At 68.5% G+C, this 19,611-nt stretch carries 16 protein-coding genes and 2 rRNA genes; 8 read left to right on the forward strand and 10 right to left on the reverse strand.

Translation table 11 applies throughout. The features are described from left to right. The 3 genes from E1267_RS07180 to E1267_RS07190 all read left to right on the forward strand — a co-directional run. A 23S ribosomal RNA gene (locus tag E1267_RS07180) occupies window positions 1-121 on the forward strand; the annotation flags it as partial. Between the two features lie 86 nt (window positions 122-207). Further along, a 5S ribosomal RNA gene (gene rrf, locus E1267_RS07185) occupies window positions 208-324 on the forward strand. A 193-nt stretch (window positions 325-517) separates the two neighbouring features. Then, on the forward strand, window positions 518-1,309 hold the full coding sequence (locus E1267_RS07190; RefSeq protein ID WP_246063577.1) for a class I SAM-dependent DNA methyltransferase: 792 nt from the start codon (window positions 518-520) through the stop codon (window positions 1,307-1,309). Window positions 1,310-1,448: 139 nt separating this feature from the next. Here the strand turns inward: E1267_RS07190 and E1267_RS07195 are convergent, their stop codons facing one another. Continuing rightward, entirely contained in the window at window positions 1,449-1,856 is a 408-nt protein-coding gene (locus tag E1267_RS07195; protein WP_132331028.1) for a RidA family protein, read from the reverse strand. A 78-nt stretch (window positions 1,857-1,934) separates the two neighbouring features. Here E1267_RS07195 and E1267_RS07200 point away from each other — a divergent pair, with 78 nt between their 5' ends. Further along, window positions 1,935-2,546 (forward strand): TetR/AcrR family transcriptional regulator, encoded by a 612-nt coding sequence (locus E1267_RS07200; protein ID WP_132331030.1) that lies wholly within the window; start codon window positions 1,935-1,937, stop codon window positions 2,544-2,546. Between the two features lie 118 nt (window positions 2,547-2,664). Here the strand turns inward: E1267_RS07200 and E1267_RS07205 are convergent, their stop codons facing one another. Continuing rightward, a complete protein-coding gene (locus tag E1267_RS07205; RefSeq protein WP_132331141.1) occupies window positions 2,665-3,429 on the reverse strand; it encodes a PhzF family phenazine biosynthesis protein in 765 nt (254 codons plus the stop codon). Window positions 3,430-3,597: 168 nt separating this feature from the next. Between E1267_RS07205 and E1267_RS07210 the strand changes: the two genes are divergently transcribed. Next, on the forward strand, window positions 3,598-3,981 hold the full coding sequence (locus tag E1267_RS07210) for a cell division protein SepF (RefSeq protein WP_132331033.1): 384 nt from the start codon (window positions 3,598-3,600) through the stop codon (window positions 3,979-3,981). A 504-nt stretch (window positions 3,982-4,485) separates the two neighbouring features. On the opposite strand, the gene E1267_RS07215 is transcribed toward E1267_RS07210, so the two are convergent. The 5 genes from E1267_RS07215 to E1267_RS07235 form a co-directional block, all read right to left on the reverse strand. Then, window positions 4,486-5,775, reverse strand: coding sequence for a hypothetical protein (locus tag E1267_RS07215; protein WP_132331035.1), 1,290 nt, complete (start codon window positions 5,773-5,775; stop codon window positions 4,486-4,488). A gap of 161 nt (window positions 5,776-5,936) precedes the next feature. Further along, window positions 5,937-7,664 (reverse strand): arginine--tRNA ligase, encoded by a 1,728-nt coding sequence (gene argS / locus E1267_RS07220; RefSeq protein ID WP_132331037.1) that lies wholly within the window; start codon window positions 7,662-7,664, stop codon window positions 5,937-5,939. Continuing rightward, window positions 7,661-9,973, reverse strand: a complete 2,313-nt coding sequence (locus E1267_RS07225; protein WP_246063580.1) for an HAD-IC family P-type ATPase — start codon at window positions 9,971-9,973, stop codon at window positions 7,661-7,663. Before E1267_RS07225 ends, argS begins: the two co-directional genes overlap by 4 nt. A gap of 42 nt (window positions 9,974-10,015) precedes the next feature. Further along, entirely contained in the window at window positions 10,016-11,035 is a 1,020-nt protein-coding gene (gene plsX, locus E1267_RS07230) for a phosphate acyltransferase PlsX (protein WP_132331039.1), read from the reverse strand. A 190-nt stretch (window positions 11,036-11,225) separates the two neighbouring features. Continuing rightward, window positions 11,226-11,789 (reverse strand): DUF1707 SHOCT-like domain-containing protein, encoded by a 564-nt coding sequence (locus tag E1267_RS07235; RefSeq protein WP_132331041.1) that lies wholly within the window; start codon window positions 11,787-11,789, stop codon window positions 11,226-11,228. Window positions 11,790-11,960: 171 nt separating this feature from the next. Between E1267_RS07235 and E1267_RS07240 the strand changes: the two genes are divergently transcribed. Both E1267_RS07240 and E1267_RS07245 read left to right on the forward strand, forming a co-directional pair. Further along, complete coding sequence (locus tag E1267_RS07240; protein WP_132331043.1) at window positions 11,961-13,277, forward strand: KamA family radical SAM protein; 1,317 nt, start codon at window positions 11,961-11,963, stop codon at window positions 13,275-13,277. A gap of 447 nt (window positions 13,278-13,724) precedes the next feature. Beyond that, complete coding sequence (locus E1267_RS07245; RefSeq protein ID WP_132331045.1) at window positions 13,725-14,594, forward strand: hypothetical protein; 870 nt, start codon at window positions 13,725-13,727, stop codon at window positions 14,592-14,594. Window positions 14,595-15,350: 756 nt separating this feature from the next. Here the strand turns inward: E1267_RS07245 and E1267_RS44125 are convergent. From E1267_RS44125 to E1267_RS07255, 3 genes are all read right to left on the reverse strand, one after another. Continuing rightward, window positions 15,351-15,506, reverse strand: coding sequence for a hypothetical protein (locus E1267_RS44125; protein WP_165959494.1), 156 nt, complete (start codon window positions 15,504-15,506; stop codon window positions 15,351-15,353). Window positions 15,507-15,680: 174 nt separating this feature from the next. Then, window positions 15,681-16,547, reverse strand: a complete 867-nt coding sequence (locus E1267_RS07250) for an ABC transporter ATP-binding protein (protein ID WP_181957757.1) — start codon at window positions 16,545-16,547, stop codon at window positions 15,681-15,683. Then, window positions 16,540-17,475, reverse strand: coding sequence for an ABC transporter permease (locus E1267_RS07255; protein ID WP_132331047.1), 936 nt, complete (start codon window positions 17,473-17,475; stop codon window positions 16,540-16,542). Before E1267_RS07255 ends, E1267_RS07250 begins: the two co-directional genes overlap by 8 nt. A gap of 603 nt (window positions 17,476-18,078) precedes the next feature. Here E1267_RS07255 and E1267_RS07260 point away from each other — a divergent pair. Beyond that, window positions 18,079-19,587 carry a peptide ABC transporter substrate-binding protein gene (locus E1267_RS07260; RefSeq protein ID WP_246063584.1) on the forward strand — a complete coding sequence of 503 codons (1,509 nt, stop codon included), beginning with the start codon at window positions 18,079-18,081 and terminating at the stop codon, window positions 19,585-19,587. The last annotated feature ends 24 nt before the right edge of the window (window positions 19,588-19,611 follow it).

The following is a 19,611-nucleotide window of genomic DNA, read 5'->3' on the forward strand; positions in this document are numbered from 1 at the left end:
TGAGGTCTCCCACCCTGTGAGGGGTTAAGGCTCCCGGTAGACGACCGGGTTGATAGGCCGGGTGTGGAAGCATGGTAACGTGTGGAGCTGACCGGTACTAATAGGCCGAGGACTTGACCACAAAGCACACTTTTTTTTGTGGTGTTGCTCGCGTCCACTAGGCAATTCTGAGACAGCAAGCGGTTACGCTTGGCGGTTTCATGGGGTTACGGCGGTTATGGCGGGAAGGAAACACCCGGTTACATTCCGAACCCGGAAGTTAAGCTTCTCTGCGCCGATGGTACTGCACTCGGGAGGGTGTGGGAGAGTAGGTCGCCGCCGGACAATTTTTTGTAGGGGCTCCACGCTTGAGGCGTGGAGCCCCTTTTTTGTTGCGCCTGCAGTTTCCGTGACGTACAGAGATTGCGGGGAAAGCGGTTGGGGCTATGAGGAAAGTTCGAAGGGCTGGTGGGGGACGGCGAGGCGGTAGATCTGCCGGGAGCCGCCTTCCGGCCCCGGGCTGGTGGCCTCCGCAGGCGTGAAGCCGAGCCGGTCAACCGGTGAAGTCCTGCTCGACTGCGACTCTGACCTTCATTCGGGCAGTGTGCCACCGAACGGGGTGCGCGTCGTCGAGGGGGAAGCGTCACGCCCGCGCCAGGCTCTAGCATGGCTGTCCATGACAGAGCCGGACCCTATTGCCGCAACCCGAGAGGCGTACGATGCCGTCGCCGCTCGCTACGCCGAGGACATCCCTGAGCGGTACCATGCTGAGCCGCTCAACCACGCGATGATCCCCGTCTTCGTCGAGCTGATCCGGACCCGCGGCGGAGGTTCGGTGGCTGACGTGGGATGCGGCCCCGGCCATGTCACCGCGCATCTGCATGCACTCGGCCTGAGCGTGTTCGGGGTTGACCTTTCGCCGGAAATGATCGTGCTCGCTCGGAGCCGGCATCCGGAACTGCGCTTCGAGGTTGGAGCGATGGAAGCTCTCAAGGTCGATGACGCTGCTCTGGCCGGGGTGCTCGCCAACTACTCCATCATCCACACCCCGCCCGAACGGCTTCCCGAGGCGTTCGCGGAGTTTCACCGCGTGCTCGCGCCCGGAGGCCACCTGCTGCTCGGCTTCCAGGCGCACGACGACGCCACCGAGGTGGCCGAATCGTTCGACCACCTCGTGTCACTCGCCTACAGATATTCGCCCGACCACATCGCCGGACTGCTCCTCAGCGCCGGGCTCACGGAGGTGGCCCGGTTGGTGATCTCTCCGGAGGAGGATCCCAGGCGGGGCTTCCCGCAGGCGTACCTTCTCGCCCGCCGCGCGGTGAACTGAGTTTCCGCCGCGGTACGGCCAGGACCAAGTGGCAGGCTCGACGTTGGTGACTCCGCCCGCTGTCTCTGTTGACATGTGCGGACATCTCAACGGTCTCGAGTCCCACGCTTGTCGAGAGCCGGGTGCGGGGTGTCGCGGCTCAGTCGATGACGGCGGTGGCCTCGACTTCTACCAGCAGGTCGGGTTCGCCCAGCGCCGCAACGCCCAGCAAGGTGATCGGCTTGACCGGGTCGACCCCCAGCCTGGCCGCCGCCCGAGCGACGCCCTCTCCCAGCAGCGGCATCTTGTCGGGTGTCCAGTCGACGACGTAGATGGTCAGTTTGGCCACGTCATCGAAGGATCCGCCGATTCCGGCGAGGGCGGTGCCGATGTTGAGGTAGGCCTGCTCGACCTGAGCGGCCAGATCCCCCTCACCGACCGGCCGGCCCTCGGCATCGCGAGCCACCTGGCCGGCCAGGAACGCCAGTTTCGATCCGGTGGCGATCGACAGCTGGCGGTAGACGTCGGGTTTCGGCAGCCCGTCGGGGTTGACCAGGGTCACGGTCATGTCCGCTCCTTGCTTGCTCATCGGCACAGCCCGTTCGGTGCCTGTCGAGAACATAGCAAAGCTATGTATTGTGGTGCCATGGTGAGGACGAAGGACCCGGCGGTCCGCTCCCTGCTGATCGACCGAGCCGCACAGATGCTCGCCGCCCGGCAGCCGGTCACGCTCCGCTCGCTGGTGGCCGGCACCGGGGTGTCGACCATGGCCGTCTACACCTACTTCGACGGCATGGACGGTCTGTGGACAGCGATGCGACAGGAAGGCTTCACCCGCCTCGCCGCCCATCTCGCCGCGGTCGCGCCATCGAAGGATCCGGTGCGGGACCTGGCCGCCCTCGGCGCCGCGTACCTGTCCAACGCCCTGGCCAGTCCGGATCTCTACCAGGTCATGTTCGACGCCGGGTTCGAACTGGAGGACGCCACGGCCGCGGATGACACGCTGCACTGTCTCGTACGGGCCGTCGAACGGGCGACTGACGTCGGCCGCTTCCGCGACGACGTCGACCCGCTGGAACTGGCCACGCAGAGCTGGACCGTCGGCCATGGACTGGCATCGCTCGTCGTCACCGGTCCTCTGCCCCGTCAGTCGCTGGACCATGGTGTGCCGCTGCTGACCGCCCTGTTCACCAGCGCGGGCGACGACCCCGACCAGTGCCGTCGGTCGGTCGAGCGAGGCTGGCGCCCTGACCTCTGATCGCCGCTTCACGTTGTCTCGCAGCGATGGTGACTGTTCATCCGCCGCAGCGTCTCGAACCGCCGCGAGCACAGTCACCGCCTGGCCGCTTCCGTTCGCACCTCGGGGGATGCGGCCTTCAGAGGTGCAGGGTGCCGGAGAACACCGTGACGGCCCGGCCGGCCAGATGGACGCGGTCACCGTCGTGGGTCACGTGGACGAGGCCCCCTCTGGCCGACACCTGGGCTCCCACCAAGGACGGGCGGCCGAGGCGGGACGACCAGTACGGAGAGAGCGCGCAGTGGGCCGAGCCCGTCACCGGGTCCTCCGGGACGCCGACATTGGGGGCGAAGAAGCGGGAGACGAAGTCGGTCTCCGTGCCCCGTGCGGTGACGATCACGCCTCTCGCGTCGACGGCGGCCAGGGCTGGAATATCGGGGGTCAGCGACCGTACCGATTCCTCTGAGTCGAGCTCGACGAGCAGGTCGAGGTGGCTTTTTCCGACCTGAACCGGGGTCGCCCCGAGCGCTTTCTCGAGGGCGGCGGGAACGCCGGAGGGGGTCACCTCCTTCGCCGGGAAATCCATGGTGATCATGGCGTCGGAGCTGCGATTCACGGTAAGCGTGCCGCTGGCCGTCGTGAATTCGACCCGGCCGCTCGCCGCCCCGGTCGAATACAGGACGTGAGCGGTCGCGAGGGTGGCGTGGCCACAGAGTGTGACCTCGACCGCGGGCGTGAACCAGCGCAGAGAATCTCCGAGCAGGAACGCGGTCTCGGAGAGGTTCATCTCGGCGGCTACGCTCTGCATCCATCGGTCAGTAACCGGAGAGTCCAGCAGGCAGACCGCTGCGGGATTACCCTTGAAAGCTGTGTCCGTGAAGGCGTCCACAGTGAAGAGGCGCATGTGCTCGATGCTATCCAGGGGTCGGATATCCAGCTGCAACCGGGCTGCAAGCCGTACAAAATGGAATTAGTCCTGGGCGTGTCGCGTGGCGAATGCGGAATCGTCGGTTACCGTCCAATGTGTAGGGACGTGCCGATTACGGTGAGTTCCTGAGGAAAGGACAAGCCGATGGGGGCAGTGCGCAAGGTGGTGAGCTACCTTGGCCTGGGCGGAATCGACCAATACGACGAGGGCTACGACGACGACGGGCACTACGAGGACGAATACGTGCCCGCTACGGAGCGTGCCGCCAGGCGGTGGCGCGCGAACGTCGACTCGTCACGCATCGTGATGGTCCAGCCGCTCAAGTACAACGACGCGCCGATGATCGGCCAGCACTTCCGTGACGGGCAGACGGTCATCATGGACGTCACGGGCATGCCCATGCCTGAGGCGACAAGGATGGTCGACTTCGCCGCAGGGCTGGCCTTCGGGTGTGAGGGAAGGATCGAGCGCATCGCCGACCGCGTCTTCCTGCTCGCACCGGCACACGTGGAGATCGAGGTTTCGTAGGAGACCCGCTGTGATGCGGGCCGCGGGTCTCCTGACGGGACCAGAGCCTCTTGTCGCGCGCGGGCGCGACGGGACGGCGGCCGGGTCACTCCGGGAACGGGCTGCGGCGGTGTGTTCGCCCCTCCAGCCCAGCAGGTCAGGCCGCGACAGCGAGCCGGTGAACGCCCCACGTGTGCGGGCCATGACCCACGTGCGGGCAGAGAGTCCCCAGTACGAACCCGGTGGATACCCGGGTCGGGGAAGCCGTTGATTCCACTGCGGACAGGGATTCCGTATTTCAGATCCAGGCGGGGTCGGGTTCTGGAGCCCGCTGCTGGTGGGTAAGCCGGTGCGGGGTACGAAGTCCACCGCGGGCGGGTGAGCCGGTAGGTTCCGCAGTTGACTGCGCGGGCCGCCGTGGGCGCGACCGACAGGTGCCGACCCTGACGCCATTCTGGACGGGTCAGCCTGCAAGCCTGGCATGGCGGTGGTGCCGTTGTACGCGCCTGTGCGGGGACAGGAGGGTCAGCCCGCGCGTGGGCCGCGGCGGATCAACCGGGTCAGTTCCACGGCGTCGTCGGCGGCCTGCGTGGCGCGTACGTCGGCTTCTCGGGCGTAGGCGTGCAGAGCCCACACCGCCCCCTCGGCCAGCTCTTTCAGCTCGCTCACCTGGGCCGTCACGAAGCGGGCGTCGGCTTCGACGAGTTTGCGGCGCAGCCAGAGTTGCCAGCCGGCCAAGCCGATCATCGCCACGGCGGCCGCGACGAGCAGGTTGTTGAGGAAGGCGGCGCCGATGAGACAGGTGACGCCGGCGACGATCAGCACCATGGCGGCCCACGGCCGGCCGCGGGGAACGACTCCGTCGGCGACGATGGCGTCCTCGGCGGCGGCCATCGATTGCTGGTCGGGACCCTCGGGACGCAGGTGGATGCGGTGGCCGAGCAGCGGAACCGTCAGCGTCTCCGGCGGCTCCAGGCGGCTGTCGGCCTCCAGTTCCTCGCAGACTCCCCGCAGGATGGGCGCTGCCACGTGCAGGGCGATCGCCGCCAGGTGCGGGTCGGCGCCGGGGCGCAGGTCGTCGAGCAGGTGTGAGCTGAGCGAGGCCATCGGGCCGGCCGGTCCGCTCTGGCCGATCAGTGAGCGCAGCACGGCGAGTGGTTCGTCCTCGGCCCACGACGTGGCGGGGCTGCCGGTGCTGTTGTCGAGCGGAGCGGAGGAGTCGTGGTCGGACTGGCGGGCCGAGGTGATCTCGGCGACCCGGCCGCGCAACCGCGCCAGGCGGGCGGCGGCCATCGCGGGCCTGGCCAGTTCGGGGAGTTCGGCCATTTCGGGGAAGTCGACGAGGGACGGCGGCACCACGACCGACGGCTCGTCGGGGACCAGCGCCTGCACCCACTGCTTCGGGTCGGCGTGTTCCTGCACGGCCAGCACGTCGAGCTTGCGCAGGACGAAGATCTTGCCGGCGGGGCCGTAGGCGCCTCTGGCAGCGGCCAGCCAGAGCGAGCGTTGTCCGTGGGTGACCGGCCGGTCGAGGGACAACTCGCCGAAGGCGGTGCCGAGCCATGAGGCGTGGATGCGGCTGCCCTGCCCGGACACGGCTAGGGCCAGGCAGAGGAAGAGCGCGGTCTGTTGCTGGTCGCGCCCGGCCGCCCTGCTCAGCGGCTCAAGGGGGTCATCGCCGGCGAGGATGGCGACCAGCGCCTCGACGGCAGGTGGCAGCCAGTAGCCGGGGACGTCGCGGAAGCCCGGGGCGGCGGGAGGTGCGGAGCCGTTGGCGGCGAGGTGCGTGAGCAACGCCTCCGCGTAGCGATGCACCTCCGTCGCTGCCTGGGGGCTCGCAGTCAGGTCCGTGCTCAAGGCAGAGAACTCCCCCATTTCGGCCTCAGTTCATGACCGCGTAAAGCCTAGCCGCTGGGGCGCGCCAACGAGGTGAAGGCGCGCCCACGACGGAACGGGAGCTTTGCGTCAACTGCCTGTTACATGCGCTCGGGGACAGGGACGCCCAGAAGGTCGAGCCCGGTTTCCAGCACGGCCGTGGTCAGCGCGCACAGGGCGAGGCGGGAGACGCGCGTCTCCGGCGGGACGTCCGGCCGCAGCACCGGGCACTGCTCGTAGAACGTGCTCAGGAGGCTGGCCGTCTCGTAGAGGAAGGCGCACAGCCGGTGGGGCTCGGACTGCTCGGCCACCTGCTCGACGAGCGAGCCGAAGCCGAGCAGGTGGAGAGCCAGGGCACGCTCGGCGGGATCGCCCAGCAGAATCGGGCCCTTCGCGTCGGACGTCTCGATGCCGGCCCGGCGGAAGATGGAGCGGATCCGGGCCGTGGCGTACTGCATGTAGGGGCCGGTGTTGCCGGTGAAGGCGAGCATGCGGTCGAAGTCGAAGACGTATTCGCTGTCGTGGCTGACCGACAGGTCGGCGTATTTCACTGCGCCCATGCCGACGGCCCGCGCGATCTCGCTCTTGGTGGCCTCGTCGTAGCCCCGGTCGGAGATCGCCGCCGTGGCCCGGTCGACGGCCTCCTGCAGCAGGTCCACCAGCTTGATGGACTCGCCGGAACGGGTCTTGAACCGGCGGCCGTCCTTGCCGAGCATCATGCCGATCTGGACGTGCTCGGCCGAGACCGTGTCGGGCAGCCAGCCCGCCACCCGCGCCGCCGCGAACACCATGCGGAAATGCAGCGCCTGGTCGGAGCCCACGACGTAGAGGATGCGGTCGGCCTTGAGGTCGTGGACGCGGTAGCGGATGGCCGCCATGTCGGTGGAGGCGTAGCCGTAGCCCCCGTCGCTCTTCCTGACGATGAGCGGCAGGGGCTTGTCGTCGGAGCCGGTGAAGCCGGGCGGGAACACGCAGAGCGCGCCGTCGCTGACGACCGCCGTCCCCGAGGCCTCCAGGTCGTCGCACGTCTTCTGGAGCATGGGGTTGTACATGCTCTCGCCGGCGATGTCGGCGTCGGTCAGCGTGACGCCGAGCAGCTCGTAGATCTTGTTGAAGTAGCGGACGGTGGCGTCCATGAACACGTGCCAGAGCCGCATCGTGTCGGGGTCGCCGGACTGCAGCGTGGTCACCCGCACCCGGGCCCGCTGCTTGAAGCCCTCGTCGTTTTCGAACTTGACCCGCGCCGCCTGGTAGAACTCCGTGCCCATGCCGGCTTCGAGCTGCTCGACGGCGGCCCCCTCGCCGATGTCGAGCAGGTGCTCGATGAGCATGCCGAACGGGGTGCCCCAGTCGCCCAGGTGGTTCTGCCTGATCACGGTGTTGCCGAGATGCTCGTGCAGGCGGGCCAGGGAGTCACCGACGATCGTCGTGCGCAGGTGGCCGACGTGCATCTCCTTGGCCGCGTTGGGCGCGGAGTAGTCGATCACCACGGTCTGCGAGGGGGCGGTCGAGCCGACGCCGAGCCGGGGGTCGGCGAGCATCCGCCGGGCCTCGGACTCGATCCACGAGTCGTCGAGCGTGATGTTGAGGAAGCCGGGGCCGCTGACCTCGACCGTGCCGGGGAAGTCGGACAGCGCGCCCTCGATCGCCTCCGCGACCTCCCGCGGCGCCCGTCGCAGCCGCTTGGCCAGGCTCATCGCGACGTTCGCCTGGAAGTCGGCGAACTGGGAGGGCCGGATCAGCGGGTCTGCGTCGGCGTGCTCGGGGCCGAACGCGTGCGCCAGCGCCTGCTGGACGCGCTCGGTGAGCACAATCTGCGGGTCGGTCATGTTCTAAGGGTACCGGCGAGCCTGACCGCGATACTGATCGCCGCGGCCGCCGCGACGGCGATGCCGACGGCCGTCAGATCCCTGGCCACGTCGCCCGGCCGGAGCGCGAAGAACTCCCTGACGAAGGGCAGCGTCAGGCTGACGGCGAACAGCACGGCCATGGAGCCGACGAGGACCGTACGCCACCAGTTGAGCGGCCTGGCGATCAGCACGAGCACCCACCACGTGGTGAGGAAGAGGGCGAGCACCGCGGACGTCTGGGTCTCGACGAGCGTGGAGGTGCTGTCGTGCGCGGACCAGAACGCCAGTATCACCGCCGCCGCGCACAACACCCCGGCGGGTACGGCGAAGCGCAGCACCCTGGGCACGAACCCCGGTCGCGGGCGTTCGAGCGTGGGCGTGAGCGCGAGGAAGAGGACGGGGATGCCGATGGTCAGGGCGTTCGTCAGGGTCGAGTGGCGCGGCGCGAACGGGAACATCGTCCCCGAAAGCCCGACGATCACCGACAACACGATCGCGTAGAAGCTCTTGACGAGGAACAGGTGGGAGACGCGTTCGATGTTGGCCAGCACCCGGCGGCCCTCGCCCACGAGGTGCGGCAGCGTGGCGAACCTGTCGTCGAGCAGCACCACCTGGGCGACCGCCTTGGTGGCCGGACTGCCCGCGCCCATCGCGATGCCGAGGTCGGCGTCCTTCAGCGCGAGCACGTCGTTGACGCCGTCGCCGGTCATGGCCACGGTGTGGCCGCGGGCCTGGAGCGCGGCGACGAACGCACGTTTCTGCCGCGGGGTGACCCGGCCGAACACCGTGTGGGTGTCGAGCAGCTCGCCGAGCTCGGCGGGGTCGTCGTGCGGCAACGTCCTGGCGTCGATCGAGTGTTCGCCGCCAGGGATGCCGAGGCCGGTCGCGATCGCCGAGACCGCGTCGGGGTTGTCGCCGGATATGATCTTGACCGTCACGCCCTGCTCCTCGAAGTAGCGCAGGGTGTCGCGGGCGTCCGGCCTGATCCGCTGGGTGAAGGTGACGAGCGCGACGGGCTCCGGCCGCGCCGGGACCGCGCCCGCCGGCAGGCCGTCCGTACGGCACAGCAGCAGCACGCGGGTGCCGGCGGCGGCCAGTTCGGCGGCGCGGTCGTGACACTCGCCCGCGTCGAGCAGCACGTCGGGAGCCCCCAGCACCCAGGTGCCGCGCTCGCCGAAGTCGGCGCCGCTCCACTTGCGCGCGGAGGAGAACGGCACGGTGGCGCGGGCGGCCCACCCGTCCTCGACCTGCGGGTAGCGGGCGCGGATGGCCTGGGCGGTGGCGTTGGGCCGCTGGTCGAGGTGGGCCAGGGCGGCCAGCGCCGCCTCGGTCGGCTGGTCGTCGCGCAGCGGCAGCACCTGTCCGAGGTCCATCCCGCCGGAGGTGAGGGTGCCGGTCTTGTCCAGGCATAGCACGTCGACCCTGGCCAGCCCCTCGATCGCGGGCAGCTCCTGGACCAGGCACTTGCGCCGCCCGAGGCGGACGACGCCGACGGCGAAGGCGATCGAGGTCATCAGCACCAGCCCCTCGGGGATCATGGTGACGATGCCCGCGACCGCGCCGGTGACGGCGGTGCCGATGTCGGCGGAGTTGCTGAGCTGGCTGTAGAGCAGCAGGCCGCCGACCGGGACGAGCAGCCAGGTGACGTACTTGATGAAGCCGGCGATGCCGTCGCGCAGCTCGGATCGGGCGAGGTGGAACGTGCTGGCCTCCTCGGCCAGGCGCACGGCGTACGCGTCGGTGCCGACCTTCGTGGCCACGAACGAGCCGGAGCCCGCCACCGCGAAGCTGCCCGACAGGACCCCGTCACCCGGGCGTTTGCGCACGGGGTCGGCCTCGCCGGTCAGCAGGGACTCGTCCACCTCCAGCCCGTCGGACTCGACGACCTCGCCGTCGACCAGCAGGCGCTCGCCGGGGCCGAGCAGGACGAGGTCGCCCAGCACGATGTCGCGGGCCTCGATCCGCTCCTCCCGGCCGGCGCGGCGGACGCGTACGGGCGCCTCGTTGATCACGGCGAGACGGTCGAGCGTGCGCTTGGCGCGCAGCTCCTGGACGATGCCGATCAGCGCGTTGGCCACGATGATCAGCCCGAACATGACGTCCTGCCACTCGCCGAAGACGAGCACGAGGACGCTGAGCACGCCGATGACCAGGTTGAAGAGGGTCAGGACGTTGGCCCTGAGAATCGCGCTCAGCGACCTGCTGGAGCGGCGCGGGACGTCGTTGGTCCGCGCCCGCGCCACCTGAGCCGGAGTCAGGCCCCGCATCGTTGAGGCAAGACCGTCCACCTATCCCCCTGTTGCTGTGGATCGGTCTCACACCCTAAAGGGTCACCACAATCGGTGGGAGCGATGTGTGGCGGCGACCCGCTCCCCGACCTCGGTCACGACGCCGCTCGACGCAAGGTCGGCCGCGAGCCGGCAGGCCGCGCTGATGCCCTGGGCCTTGGACGAGCCGTGGGCGATGACGACGGTGCCGTTGAGCCCGAGCAGAACGGCTCCGCCGTACGCCTCCGGGTCGAGGCGACGGCGCAGCTCGCGCAGGCGCGAGCGCTGCATGGCGGCGCCGAGCCTGGCCAGCCTGCTGTCGCCGATGCTCCCCTGCAGCTCGGTCAACGCGTAGCGGACCGCGCCCTCCATGGTCTTGAGCGCCACGTTGCCGGTGAAGCCGTCGGTGGTGATCACGTCGGCCCTGCCTGTCAGCAGGTCGTAGCCCTCGACGTTGCCGGTGAAATGCAGGCCGGGCGAGGACTGCAGCAGCTCGTGGGCACGTTTGACGAGCTTGTTTCCCTTCTCGGCCTCACTGCCGATGGTGAGCAGGCCGACCCTGGGCTGCTCGACGCCGTGGGCCAGCTCGGCGTAGGCGGAGCCGAGATGGGCGAACTGGACCAGCATCTCCGGCTTTGCCTCGGCGTTGGCCCCGGCGTCGAGGAGCAGGGTGGGGTGGGGGAGCGTGGGCAGGGCGACGGCTATGGCCGGCCTGAGCACACCCTGCTGGCCCTTGAGGCGCAGCCTGCCGGTCGCCACGATGCCCGCGGTGGAGCCGGCGGAGACCACCGCGCCGGCGTCGCCGCGGCGTACGAGGTGGCAGGCGACCGCGAGGCTGGAGCGGGGGCGGCGCAGGCTGGCCAGCGCGCCCTCGTCCATGGTCAGGGCCTCCTCGGCGCGGACGATGGGGATCTCCTGGGTCGCGTCGTGGTCGGCGAGCGCTTCGTAGAGCACGCGCGGCGAGCCGACGAGCACAATGCGCAGACCGCACTCGCGTACGGCGTGGACCGCGCCCGCCACAATCTCGTGGGGTGCGTGGTCGCCGCCCATCGCGTCGAGCGCGATGGGCCTGCTGTCGGACAATGATCACCTCGTACGGCTTCGAGCCCGCCGTCATGGCTTTGGCCGGAACGCGGGCTCGGACGTCCGCATCGCAGGCACGGCAGGTGCCAGGTTAACCGGCGGGTAGGCCCTCCTGGTTCCCGCATGGGCGGGTTCCAGTCGTGCCCGGCCTCGGAGGGGTCGCGCGCGGAAGACCAGGGGCGGGGCGCGGTCAGCGCAGATTCCAGTCGGAGACCCCGCGCGACACGATGACCTTGGAGAACTTCGACGCACCCGTGACGCGGATCAGCGGACCGTCGGCCTCGGAGCCGCCGGTCACGTTACGTTTGCCGAACACGGAGCTGCCCTCGTCGATCACGTGGGCGTTCTCGGGGACGCGCACGATCATCTTGCTGAACCAGGCGTTCGTCTCGATCGTGATCTCGCGGCCGGGCAGCACGGCGTCGGACAGGTCGATGATCAGGGCGCCGAACCGCGCGGACAGCCGGGTGTTCCTGGAGGCGACCCAGCGGCCCTTGCGTATGACCTTGCTGAACTTCGAGTCGATGACCTGCTGTTCGATGGCGGTCGGCACGTTCCCCGCGGACACGTCGGGCAGGTCCTTGGTGATGGGGACGAGCTCTCCGACCGTCTTCGCCGTGTAGGCGAGGTCGAGCCGGTCGGCGTGCTCCACACTGGTGAGTCTTCCTGCGGCGAGCGCCTCCGAGAGCACGGCGGCCACGCGGTCGCGGTCGGCGTCGGAAGCGCGGAGGTCCGGAGAGTCGGTCACGGACATGAGTGTAGGCCTATTCGCGATATGTCGCGAGTGTCGGCAAACCTCCAGAGAAACTTGGAGCCCGGTGGAACCGGTGACGCGACTGGGAGCGTCCGGGTATTAAGAACCGTAGACGCGCGACAAGGTCGTGAGGTTTACATCAGATCGAACAAAAAAGATGGGACAGGCCTAGTGATCTTGAACCAGGCAGGCACCCGACGCTTCAAGGCGTACACGTCCAAGCATCTCGACGAGTTCCTCCAGCGTGCGGGGCTCGGCGACGAGGAGCGGCTCAAGGTTCGCGCCGTGGCCACGGTGCTGCCGTTCCGGACGAACGCCTACGTCGTCGAGGAACTCATAGATTGGTCGGCCGCGCCCGACGACCCGATATACCGGCTCGTCTTCCCGCAGGAGGACATGCTGCCCGCCGAAGACGTCGCCCGGCTCGCCGACCTGCTCAAGGCCGAGGCTCCCAATGCCGAGATCCAGGCTGAGGCCAATCGCGTCCGCGCACAGCTCAACCCGCATCCCGCGGGGCAGAAGGAGCTCAACGTCCCGAAGATCGACGACGAGCCCGTACCTGGCCTGCAGCACAAATATCCCGAGACTGTGCTGATCTTCCCCAAGCAGGGGCAGACCTGTCACGCCTACTGCACCTACTGCTTCAGGTGGGCGCAGTTCGTCGGTGACGCGGACCTCAAGTTCGCCTCTGACGACATCGGTCAGATGGTGAGCTACATCCGCAGCCATCCCGAGGTCACCAGCGTCCTGATCACCGGTGGCGACGCCATGATCATGGGCGAGCCCGTCATCAGGCGATATATCGAGCCGCTCCTGGAGGTGGAGCAGCTCGAGTCCATCCGCATCGGCACCAAGGCGCTTGCCTACTGGCCGCAGCGCTTCGTCACCGACCCCGACGCCGACGCCACGCTCGGCCTGTTCGAGGAGGTCACGAACGCCGGCAAGAACCTCGCGTTCATGGCTCACTTCTCGCACCCGCGCGAGCTGGAGTCGCCGCTGGTGGAGTCGGCGGTCAAGCGCATCCTCGGCAGCGGCGCCACGATCCGCACCCAGGCGCCGCTGATCAGGTCGATCAACGACGACCCCGCCGTGTGGGCGCGCATGTGGCGGCGTCAGCTCAGGATGGGGCTGATTCCGTACTACATGTTCGTCGAGCGCGACACCGGTCCTCAGGACTACTTCGCGGTGCCGCTGGCCCGTGCGTACGAGATCTTCCGGGACGCCTACGCGTCCGTCTCAGGGCTCTGCCGCACGGTCCGCGGTCCATCCATGTCGGCCACGCCGGGCAAGGTGTGCGTCGACGGCGTCACGGAGATCGCCGGGGAGCGGGTCTTCGTGCTCCACCTCATCCAGGCGCGCGACCCCTCACTCGTGGGGCGGCCGTTCTTCGCGCGCTACGACCCGACCGCGGTGTGGCTGAGCGACCTCCGCCCGGCCTTCGCCGACCGTTTTCCGTTCGAGCAGGAGGAAGCCCTGCTGCCCGCCTGAGGGTCGCGCGCGTCCGACGCGACAGTCGTCCAACGCGACAGGAAAATTACACCCCGGCCCGTGACATTTGTATTCGCGAACCATTGTTCACGGGCCGGAGGGTGGTGATAGGGAGGCCCGAGCGCGGGCGCGCACTATCAGAAACAAGGCCCTCCTATTTCCCGTTTTGTCTTCCCGCTCAACGCTCCCCCCTCACTCGGTAACCGAGCTGCAAACCCCTTCTACATGGGCATTCATGAGCCTGCGGCCGGTCACAGCCAGTGATAGAACTGCTGGCGTAGCTCAGCCGTGACGGCACGCCCGATGTGGTGCCCATAGCGCGTACGCCACGGCATTCGGGGGTTATCGATTCGCATTTCCACCGCATTCGAGAGCGATCGATCACGAGCCGGGAAGGCAATCATGAATCGAGTAGTCAAGGCGGCTGTAGCCGTCACAACATTTGGCTTGGCGGCGGCTTTGGCCGGGCCCGTCCAAGCGGAAGTCCTGGACAGCCGGGGCGGAGGCACCACCACCGCGACCAGCCCGCTCGGCGGGATCCTCGGCGGCGGGGTCGCCGCCGGCCTGGTGGGCGCGCTGTTCGGCGCCGCGGCCCAGCCGGAGGCCCTGACGGAGGCCGAGAAGGACGCCCTGGCCGAGGCCAGGAGGAGGGCCGACAACCAGCGTCGGACCATGGGCACGGCCAACTCGGCCGAGGACGTCGTCAAGGACGGCGACCCGCTGACCGAGCTGTCGCCGATCGTCGGCGGGTTCTCTCCGCTCGGCAACGGCCGCGGCGGCGTGACGTCGTCGCTGCCCCTGCTGTCGGGCGCGGCCCGCATGGCGGAGACCGCGACGCCGTCGGTCAAGACCTTCAATCAGGGCCGCAGCGAGGTCGCCACCCAGTCCGCGGGCGTGCACGGCGTCGTCGCCGCCATGGCGGGCCTGGCCGAGTCGTCCTTCGGCAGCACGCTGGGCAAGCTGCCGACCAGCGGTGGCGCACCCGTCAAGGGCATCGAGTCCCTGTCGGCCGAGGCCTCCATGACCGGCCTCACGCAGGCGGCCAAGAACGCGCTGCCCGGCATCCCAGGCGGACGGCTGTCCACGGTCCTCGGCAAGGTCGCGCCCGCCGAGGCGGCTCCCGTCGCCGAGGCGCTGCCCGGCCTCACGCAGGCCGCCACGCTGGACGGGGTCGCCCCCGTCGTCGAGGAGGTCGCCGGCACCGTCGAGAGCAGCGGCGCCAAGGCCGCCGCGTCCTACCGCGACGTGGTGACCTCTCTCGGGTGGTCCACCAGCGCGCTGACCAGCTCGGTGCGGCAGTCCTGGGACCGCGACTAGCCACGACGGAGGCGCCGGCGAGCGTGGCTCGCCGAGGGACGGCATGAGGGTTCGCGGGCGTCACAGGTGCCGACGCCGGGAACCGTATCGTGCCGGTGACCCGTACGCCGTCCCGCCGCCGGAGCAAACGACCTCCGGCGGGGACAGCGCCGTCCACGGAACGGTGTCTCACCGTGGCCGGGACGCCGCCGCACCGACCTGCCGGACCATGAGGGGCGCTCACAGGTGCCGAGCGCTCCGGGTCCGCCGGACGGTGGTTCGCCCGCAGGTGCCGGGCGGCCCGCCGGCGTGGATCGCTCGCAGGTGCCGGGCGGTTCCGGGTGTGGCGAGGCGTCGTGCGTACGGGCCGCGCACGCGGGTGGTCTCACGACGGGCCAGGGCGGACGCGCCCCGAGCCCGTGGCGAGCTCGCGCACCGCGCCGCCACTGCAGGGCGGCGGCGCCGCACGAGCCCGCCCGCCGCCGACCCCACTCCGGGGTCGGCGGCATGCTTTTCCCACTATGTACGGCACCGCCACCGTCCCTCCGCCCCGCACACGGCCGGGGGCCTCCAGGGTGAGGCCCTCTGACAGAGCGCGGGGCGGGCCGCCGACACGCGCGCACAGTGGGCCGTCCAAGGCCGGACGTGCCGGCCCGCACGAGCCCCCGAGCATGGCCCACGTGACGGACGTGGGAGAGCCGGCGGGCGGTGAGCGCACGGCAGGCGGGCGCGTGACGTGGTGGAACGATCGGGTCGCCCGGACGGCGTGTCGCGATGTCAGAGGAGACGCACGCCGGTGCGGCGGGCTATCTGTGCCTGGAGCCTGGCCATCTGCCAGTGGAGCTCCAGCAGCTGCTCGGCCAGCTGCAGCCGCGGGATCTCGGACACGTCTTCGGTGGCCAGGTGGTCAATCGCGGCCGAAAGCTCTCCCATCGCGCGCTCCCACTCCATCGCCGTTCCCCAGATCGAATTGGCGTTCGAATTCTATCGGAACGGCAGGCTCGCTGTCAGTCATTGGCCCCTCCCGTCGCGCGAGTTTCGCACACACGATCGATTCCGGGCATGACAAAAGGCGCCGCACGGCGACGGCGTCGGTGCGGCGGGGGATCAGCCCTTGTTGTAGGCGGCGATGACCTCTTTGGGGTCGCCGTCCATCTTGATCTTGCCCTTGTGCAGCCAGATGACGCGGTTGCAGGTCTCCTCGATGACCTTGTGGTCGTGGGCGACGAGGAAGACGGTGCCGGCCGACTCTCGGATCTGGCGGATGCGCTCCTGGCTCTTCTTGCGGAACTCGCGGTCGCCGGTCGCCAGGGCCTCGTCGATGAGCAGCACGTCGTGCGTCTTGGCGGAGGAGATGGCGAAGCGCAGGCGGGCACCCATGCCGGAGGAGTAGGTGGACATGGGCAGCTGGACGAACTCGTCGATGCCGGAGAAGTCGACGATCTCCTGGTATTTCTCGCGCACCTCGGTGGGCGTCATGCCCATGGCGTAGCAGCCGAGGACGATGTTGCGCTCGCCGGTCAGCTCACGCATGAGAGCCGCGTTGACGCCGAGCAGCGACGGCTGGCCGTCGGTGTAGACGGCCCCTTTGTGCGGCGGCAGCAGACCCGCGATCGCCCGCAGCAGCGTGGACTTGCCCGAGCCGTTGCGCCCCACGATGCCGATGGCGTCGCCGTGGTAGGCCACGAACGTCACGCCTTTGACCGCGTGGACCTCTTTCATCTGCGGGCGTCCCTGGCGCTTCAGAAGGCGCGTGAGGGCGTTGACCGCGTTGCCCTTCTCGGTCTCCGAGGCCGCGCCGTAGACGCGGTAGACGATGTGGAGGTCGTCGACGATGACGGTGGGAGTGCCCGTGGGGACGTCAAGAGGCCGCTTGCCCGAGGGCTCCGGTTGGGGACGCGCCTTCGCATCCTTGCCCGGGACGGCGGGCTTCTCGCCCTTCACCTGTGACAGCTCCTTGGTCAGTTCAGCCACGCCCGTACCTCTCCTCGGACCGCCAGAAGTACCAGAAGCCGAAGCCGAGTGCGAACACCGCCCAGAATACGCAAGACAGCACCACCGTCGCCGGGGGGTGGTGGCCGTACCCGGGGTTGTGGGTCCCCATGAGGATCTCGCGCATCCACTCGATGTAGGAGGCGGCGGGGTTGAGGTACATCACGTCCGCCACCCACTGCGGCAGCCCGGCCGTCCCGACGACCTTGTTCTGGATCGAGAAGAACACGCCCGAGGCGTAGAGCCAGGTGCGCGAGATGAACGGCAGCAACTGGTTGAGGTCACGCATCTGCGCGCCGAGCCGGGCGACCACCAGGCCCATCCCGACGTTGAACATCGTCTGGAGCAGGAGCACGACCGGGATCATCAGCCAGTACCAGGTCGGCCACTCGCCTGTCGCCCACACGATGGTGAGGAGCACGCCCATGGAGATGGCGAGTTGCTGGAGCTCCTGGATCGTGTAGGCGAGCGGCAGTGAGGCCCTGGGGAAGTGCAGGGCCCGGATCATCGACAGGTTGCCGGAGATCGACTTGGCGCCGGCGGTGACCGTGCGCTGCGTGTAGGTGAAGATGAACATCCCGGTCAGCAGGAACGCCGGGTAGTTGTCGATGCCGTCTCTGCCGCCGAGGACCACGCCGAACATCACGTAGTAGATGGCGGCGTTGAGCAGGGGAGTCAGCACCTGCCACAGCTGGCCGAGCGCCGAACTCGAGTATTTCGAGACGTTGCGCGAGGTCGCGTATGTCAGGATGAAGTGGCGGCGCTGCCACAACTGGCGCAGGTAGACAGGGAACCTCGGCCGCGCGATGGCACGGCGAAGCCCATATCGCTTGGCGAGCTTGGCCAGCGGCTCCTGCCCGCTTCGGCCGCCCGCCTGGGCGTCCGCGACAGCGGATTCCGGCTGGCTCATGGCAAGGACTCTATTGGATCCCGGTCGGTGGAGTGCCTGTCGCGCGGGTCGGCGACAGTCAGTTGGACGGAGTCTCGGGACGCTGGGTTCCAAGGCGTCGTCAAGACCTGCTCAACCGTAGCCCAGCCGGGCGGGGCGTGGCGGCAAGGGCACGAGCACCGTCATGTAGGGGGTAATTTTCATCGACTGTTCACGTCCATGCAGGGCTTGCTTGGGATGTTTTGTACCGTTGCATGCCGATAGCGATAAATGTCTGTGACGGTGGATAGGCGTACGTGTGACCGAACTGCAACGCGCCAGAGACGTCCTGGTGGCAAGTAGTGAGGGATAGTCGCGATCGACTGGCAGGGCGTCGGCTGGTTTGACCATGTCAGCCAAACCCGGGGGAAACCAGGAACCCCCCGTCAGGCTGCTCACGATCACCGCAGCTCAGCGCTTACGCCCACCTGTAGAGGGAGGATTTCTTTCACCATGCGTGTTACTAAGGGCGCACAGATCGTCGCCGGTACCGCGCTGCTCGCTCTCGCGGTTGCCGCGTGTGGCGGCGGTGCCTCGGACAGCGGTGGCACTGCCGCGGGCGGCGGGGACACCACGCCGGTCCGCATGGAAGTCGGTGAGCCTCAGGAGCTCCTGGTTCCGCAGAACACCACAGAGACCGAGGGCTCCGAGGTTCTCGCCGCGCTTTTCTCTCCGCTCGTCGGCTATGACGAGAACAAGCAGCCAGTCGAGGAGTCCGCCGAGTCGATCACGACGGAGGACAGCAAGGTCTGGACGATCAAGCTGAAGTCCGGCTACACGTGGCACGACGGCACCGCCGTGACGGCAGCCGACTACGCGCGCGCGTGGAACTATGCGGCGCTGCAGGACAACGCCATGAGCGCGTCCTACTTCTTCGGCCGCATCGACGGTTACGAGGACGTCCACCCGGGCGAGGGCAAGAAGCCGACGGCCAAGGAGATGAAGGGTCTCAAGGTCGTCGACGACCTCACGCTCGAGGTCACGCTCGCGGCGCCGTTCTCGCAGTTCAAGACCATGCTGGGTTACACCGCCTTCTATCCGATGCCCGAGTCGGCCATCGGCCCCGACGGCAAGGTGACCCAGGCCTACGGTGAGCAGCCGATCGGTCAGGGCCTGTTCAAGCTGGACAAGCCCTACAAGAAGGGCACCGACGCGACCATCGAGGCGTCGGTGTACGACAAGTATCCGGGCAAGAAGCCCTCGAACTGGACGAAGCTCCAGTTCAAGGTCTACACCAGCTCCGAGACCGCGTACAACGACCTCCAGGCCGAGAACCTCGACGTCCACGACTCGCTGCCTCCCTCCGCGATCGCCAGCGCCAAGGCCGCGCTCGGTGACCGCTACTTCGACGAGCCCGACGCCTCCCTCGGCTACATCGGCGTTCCGCTGAAGTACAACCCCGACTTCCAGGACGTGCAGGTCCGCCGGGCCATCTCGCTGGCCATCGACAGGAAGACCATCGCCGAGACGGTCTTCTCCGGCACCCGCGCGCCCGCCGACGACTTCATCAACCCGGCCATCCCCGGCTACCGCCAGGGGGCGTGCGACGCCTGCACGTACAACCCGGCCGAGGCCAAGAAGCTGTACGACGAGGCGGGTGGCCCGAAGACCATCGAGATCGGCTACAACGCGGACGGCGGCCACAAGGAGTGGATCGAGGCTGTCGCCAACAACCTCCGCGCCAACCTGGGCATCGATGTCACGCCCAAGCCGTTCGAGAAGTTCCAGGGCATCCTGGACGCGCTGGACAACAAGGAGTACAAGGGCCTGTTCCGGATGGGCTGGGCGATCGACTACCCGGCGGCCGAGAACTACCTGACCCCGATCTTCGCCACCGGGGCCATCGCGTCCGGCTCCAACTACGGCGGCTACTCCAACAAGGAGTTCGACGAGCTGCTGAAGAAGGGTGACCAGGCGACCGACGCCGCCGAGGGCCTGAAGTTCTACCAGCAGGCCGATGACATCCTGATCAAGGAACTGCCGTACATCCCGGTCTACTTCTACCGGAGCAACTTCGGGCACTCCACTAAGGTGAAGAACGTCAAGCTCAACCTGCTCAACCAGATTGACTGGGCAGACGTCGAGAAGGCCTGACGTCGTTCGCCGGGGTGGACGGCC

Source organism: Nonomuraea longispora (assembly GCF_004348345.1).
In the GTDB taxonomy this organism is placed as follows: Bacteria; Actinomycetota; Actinomycetes; order Streptosporangiales; family Streptosporangiaceae; genus Nonomuraea; species Nonomuraea longispora.

What these genes read in the sequence shown, in the direction of transcription:
- E1267_RS07195 (WP_132331028.1), bottom strand. Translation starts at nt 1,856, where the DNA reads ATGACCGTGACCCTGGTCAACCCCGACGGGCTGCCGAAACCCGACGTC.
- E1267_RS07200 (WP_132331030.1), top strand. Translation starts at nt 1,935, where the DNA reads ATGGTGAGGACGAAGGACCCGGCGGTCCGCTCCCTGCTGATCGACCGA.
- E1267_RS07205 (WP_132331141.1), bottom strand. Translation starts at nt 3,429, where the DNA reads ATGCGCCTCTTCACTGTGGACGCCTTCACGGACACAGCTTTCAAGGGT.
- E1267_RS07210 (WP_132331033.1), top strand. Translation starts at nt 3,598, where the DNA reads ATGGGGGCAGTGCGCAAGGTGGTGAGCTACCTTGGCCTGGGCGGAATC.
- argS (WP_132331037.1), bottom strand. Translation starts at nt 7,664, where the DNA reads ATGACCGACCCGCAGATTGTGCTCACCGAGCGCGTCCAGCAGGCGCTG.
- E1267_RS07235 (WP_132331041.1), bottom strand. Translation starts at nt 11,789, where the DNA reads ATGTCCGTGACCGACTCTCCGGACCTCCGCGCTTCCGACGCCGACCGC.
- E1267_RS44125 (WP_165959494.1), bottom strand. Translation starts at nt 15,506, where the DNA reads ATGGGAGAGCTTTCGGCCGCGATTGACCACCTGGCCACCGAAGACGTG.
- E1267_RS07255 (WP_132331047.1), bottom strand. Translation starts at nt 17,475, where the DNA reads ATGAGCCAGCCGGAATCCGCTGTCGCGGACGCCCAGGCGGGCGGCCGA.
- E1267_RS07260 (WP_246063584.1), top strand. Translation starts at nt 18,079, where the DNA reads ATGGAAGTCGGTGAGCCTCAGGAGCTCCTGGTTCCGCAGAACACCACA.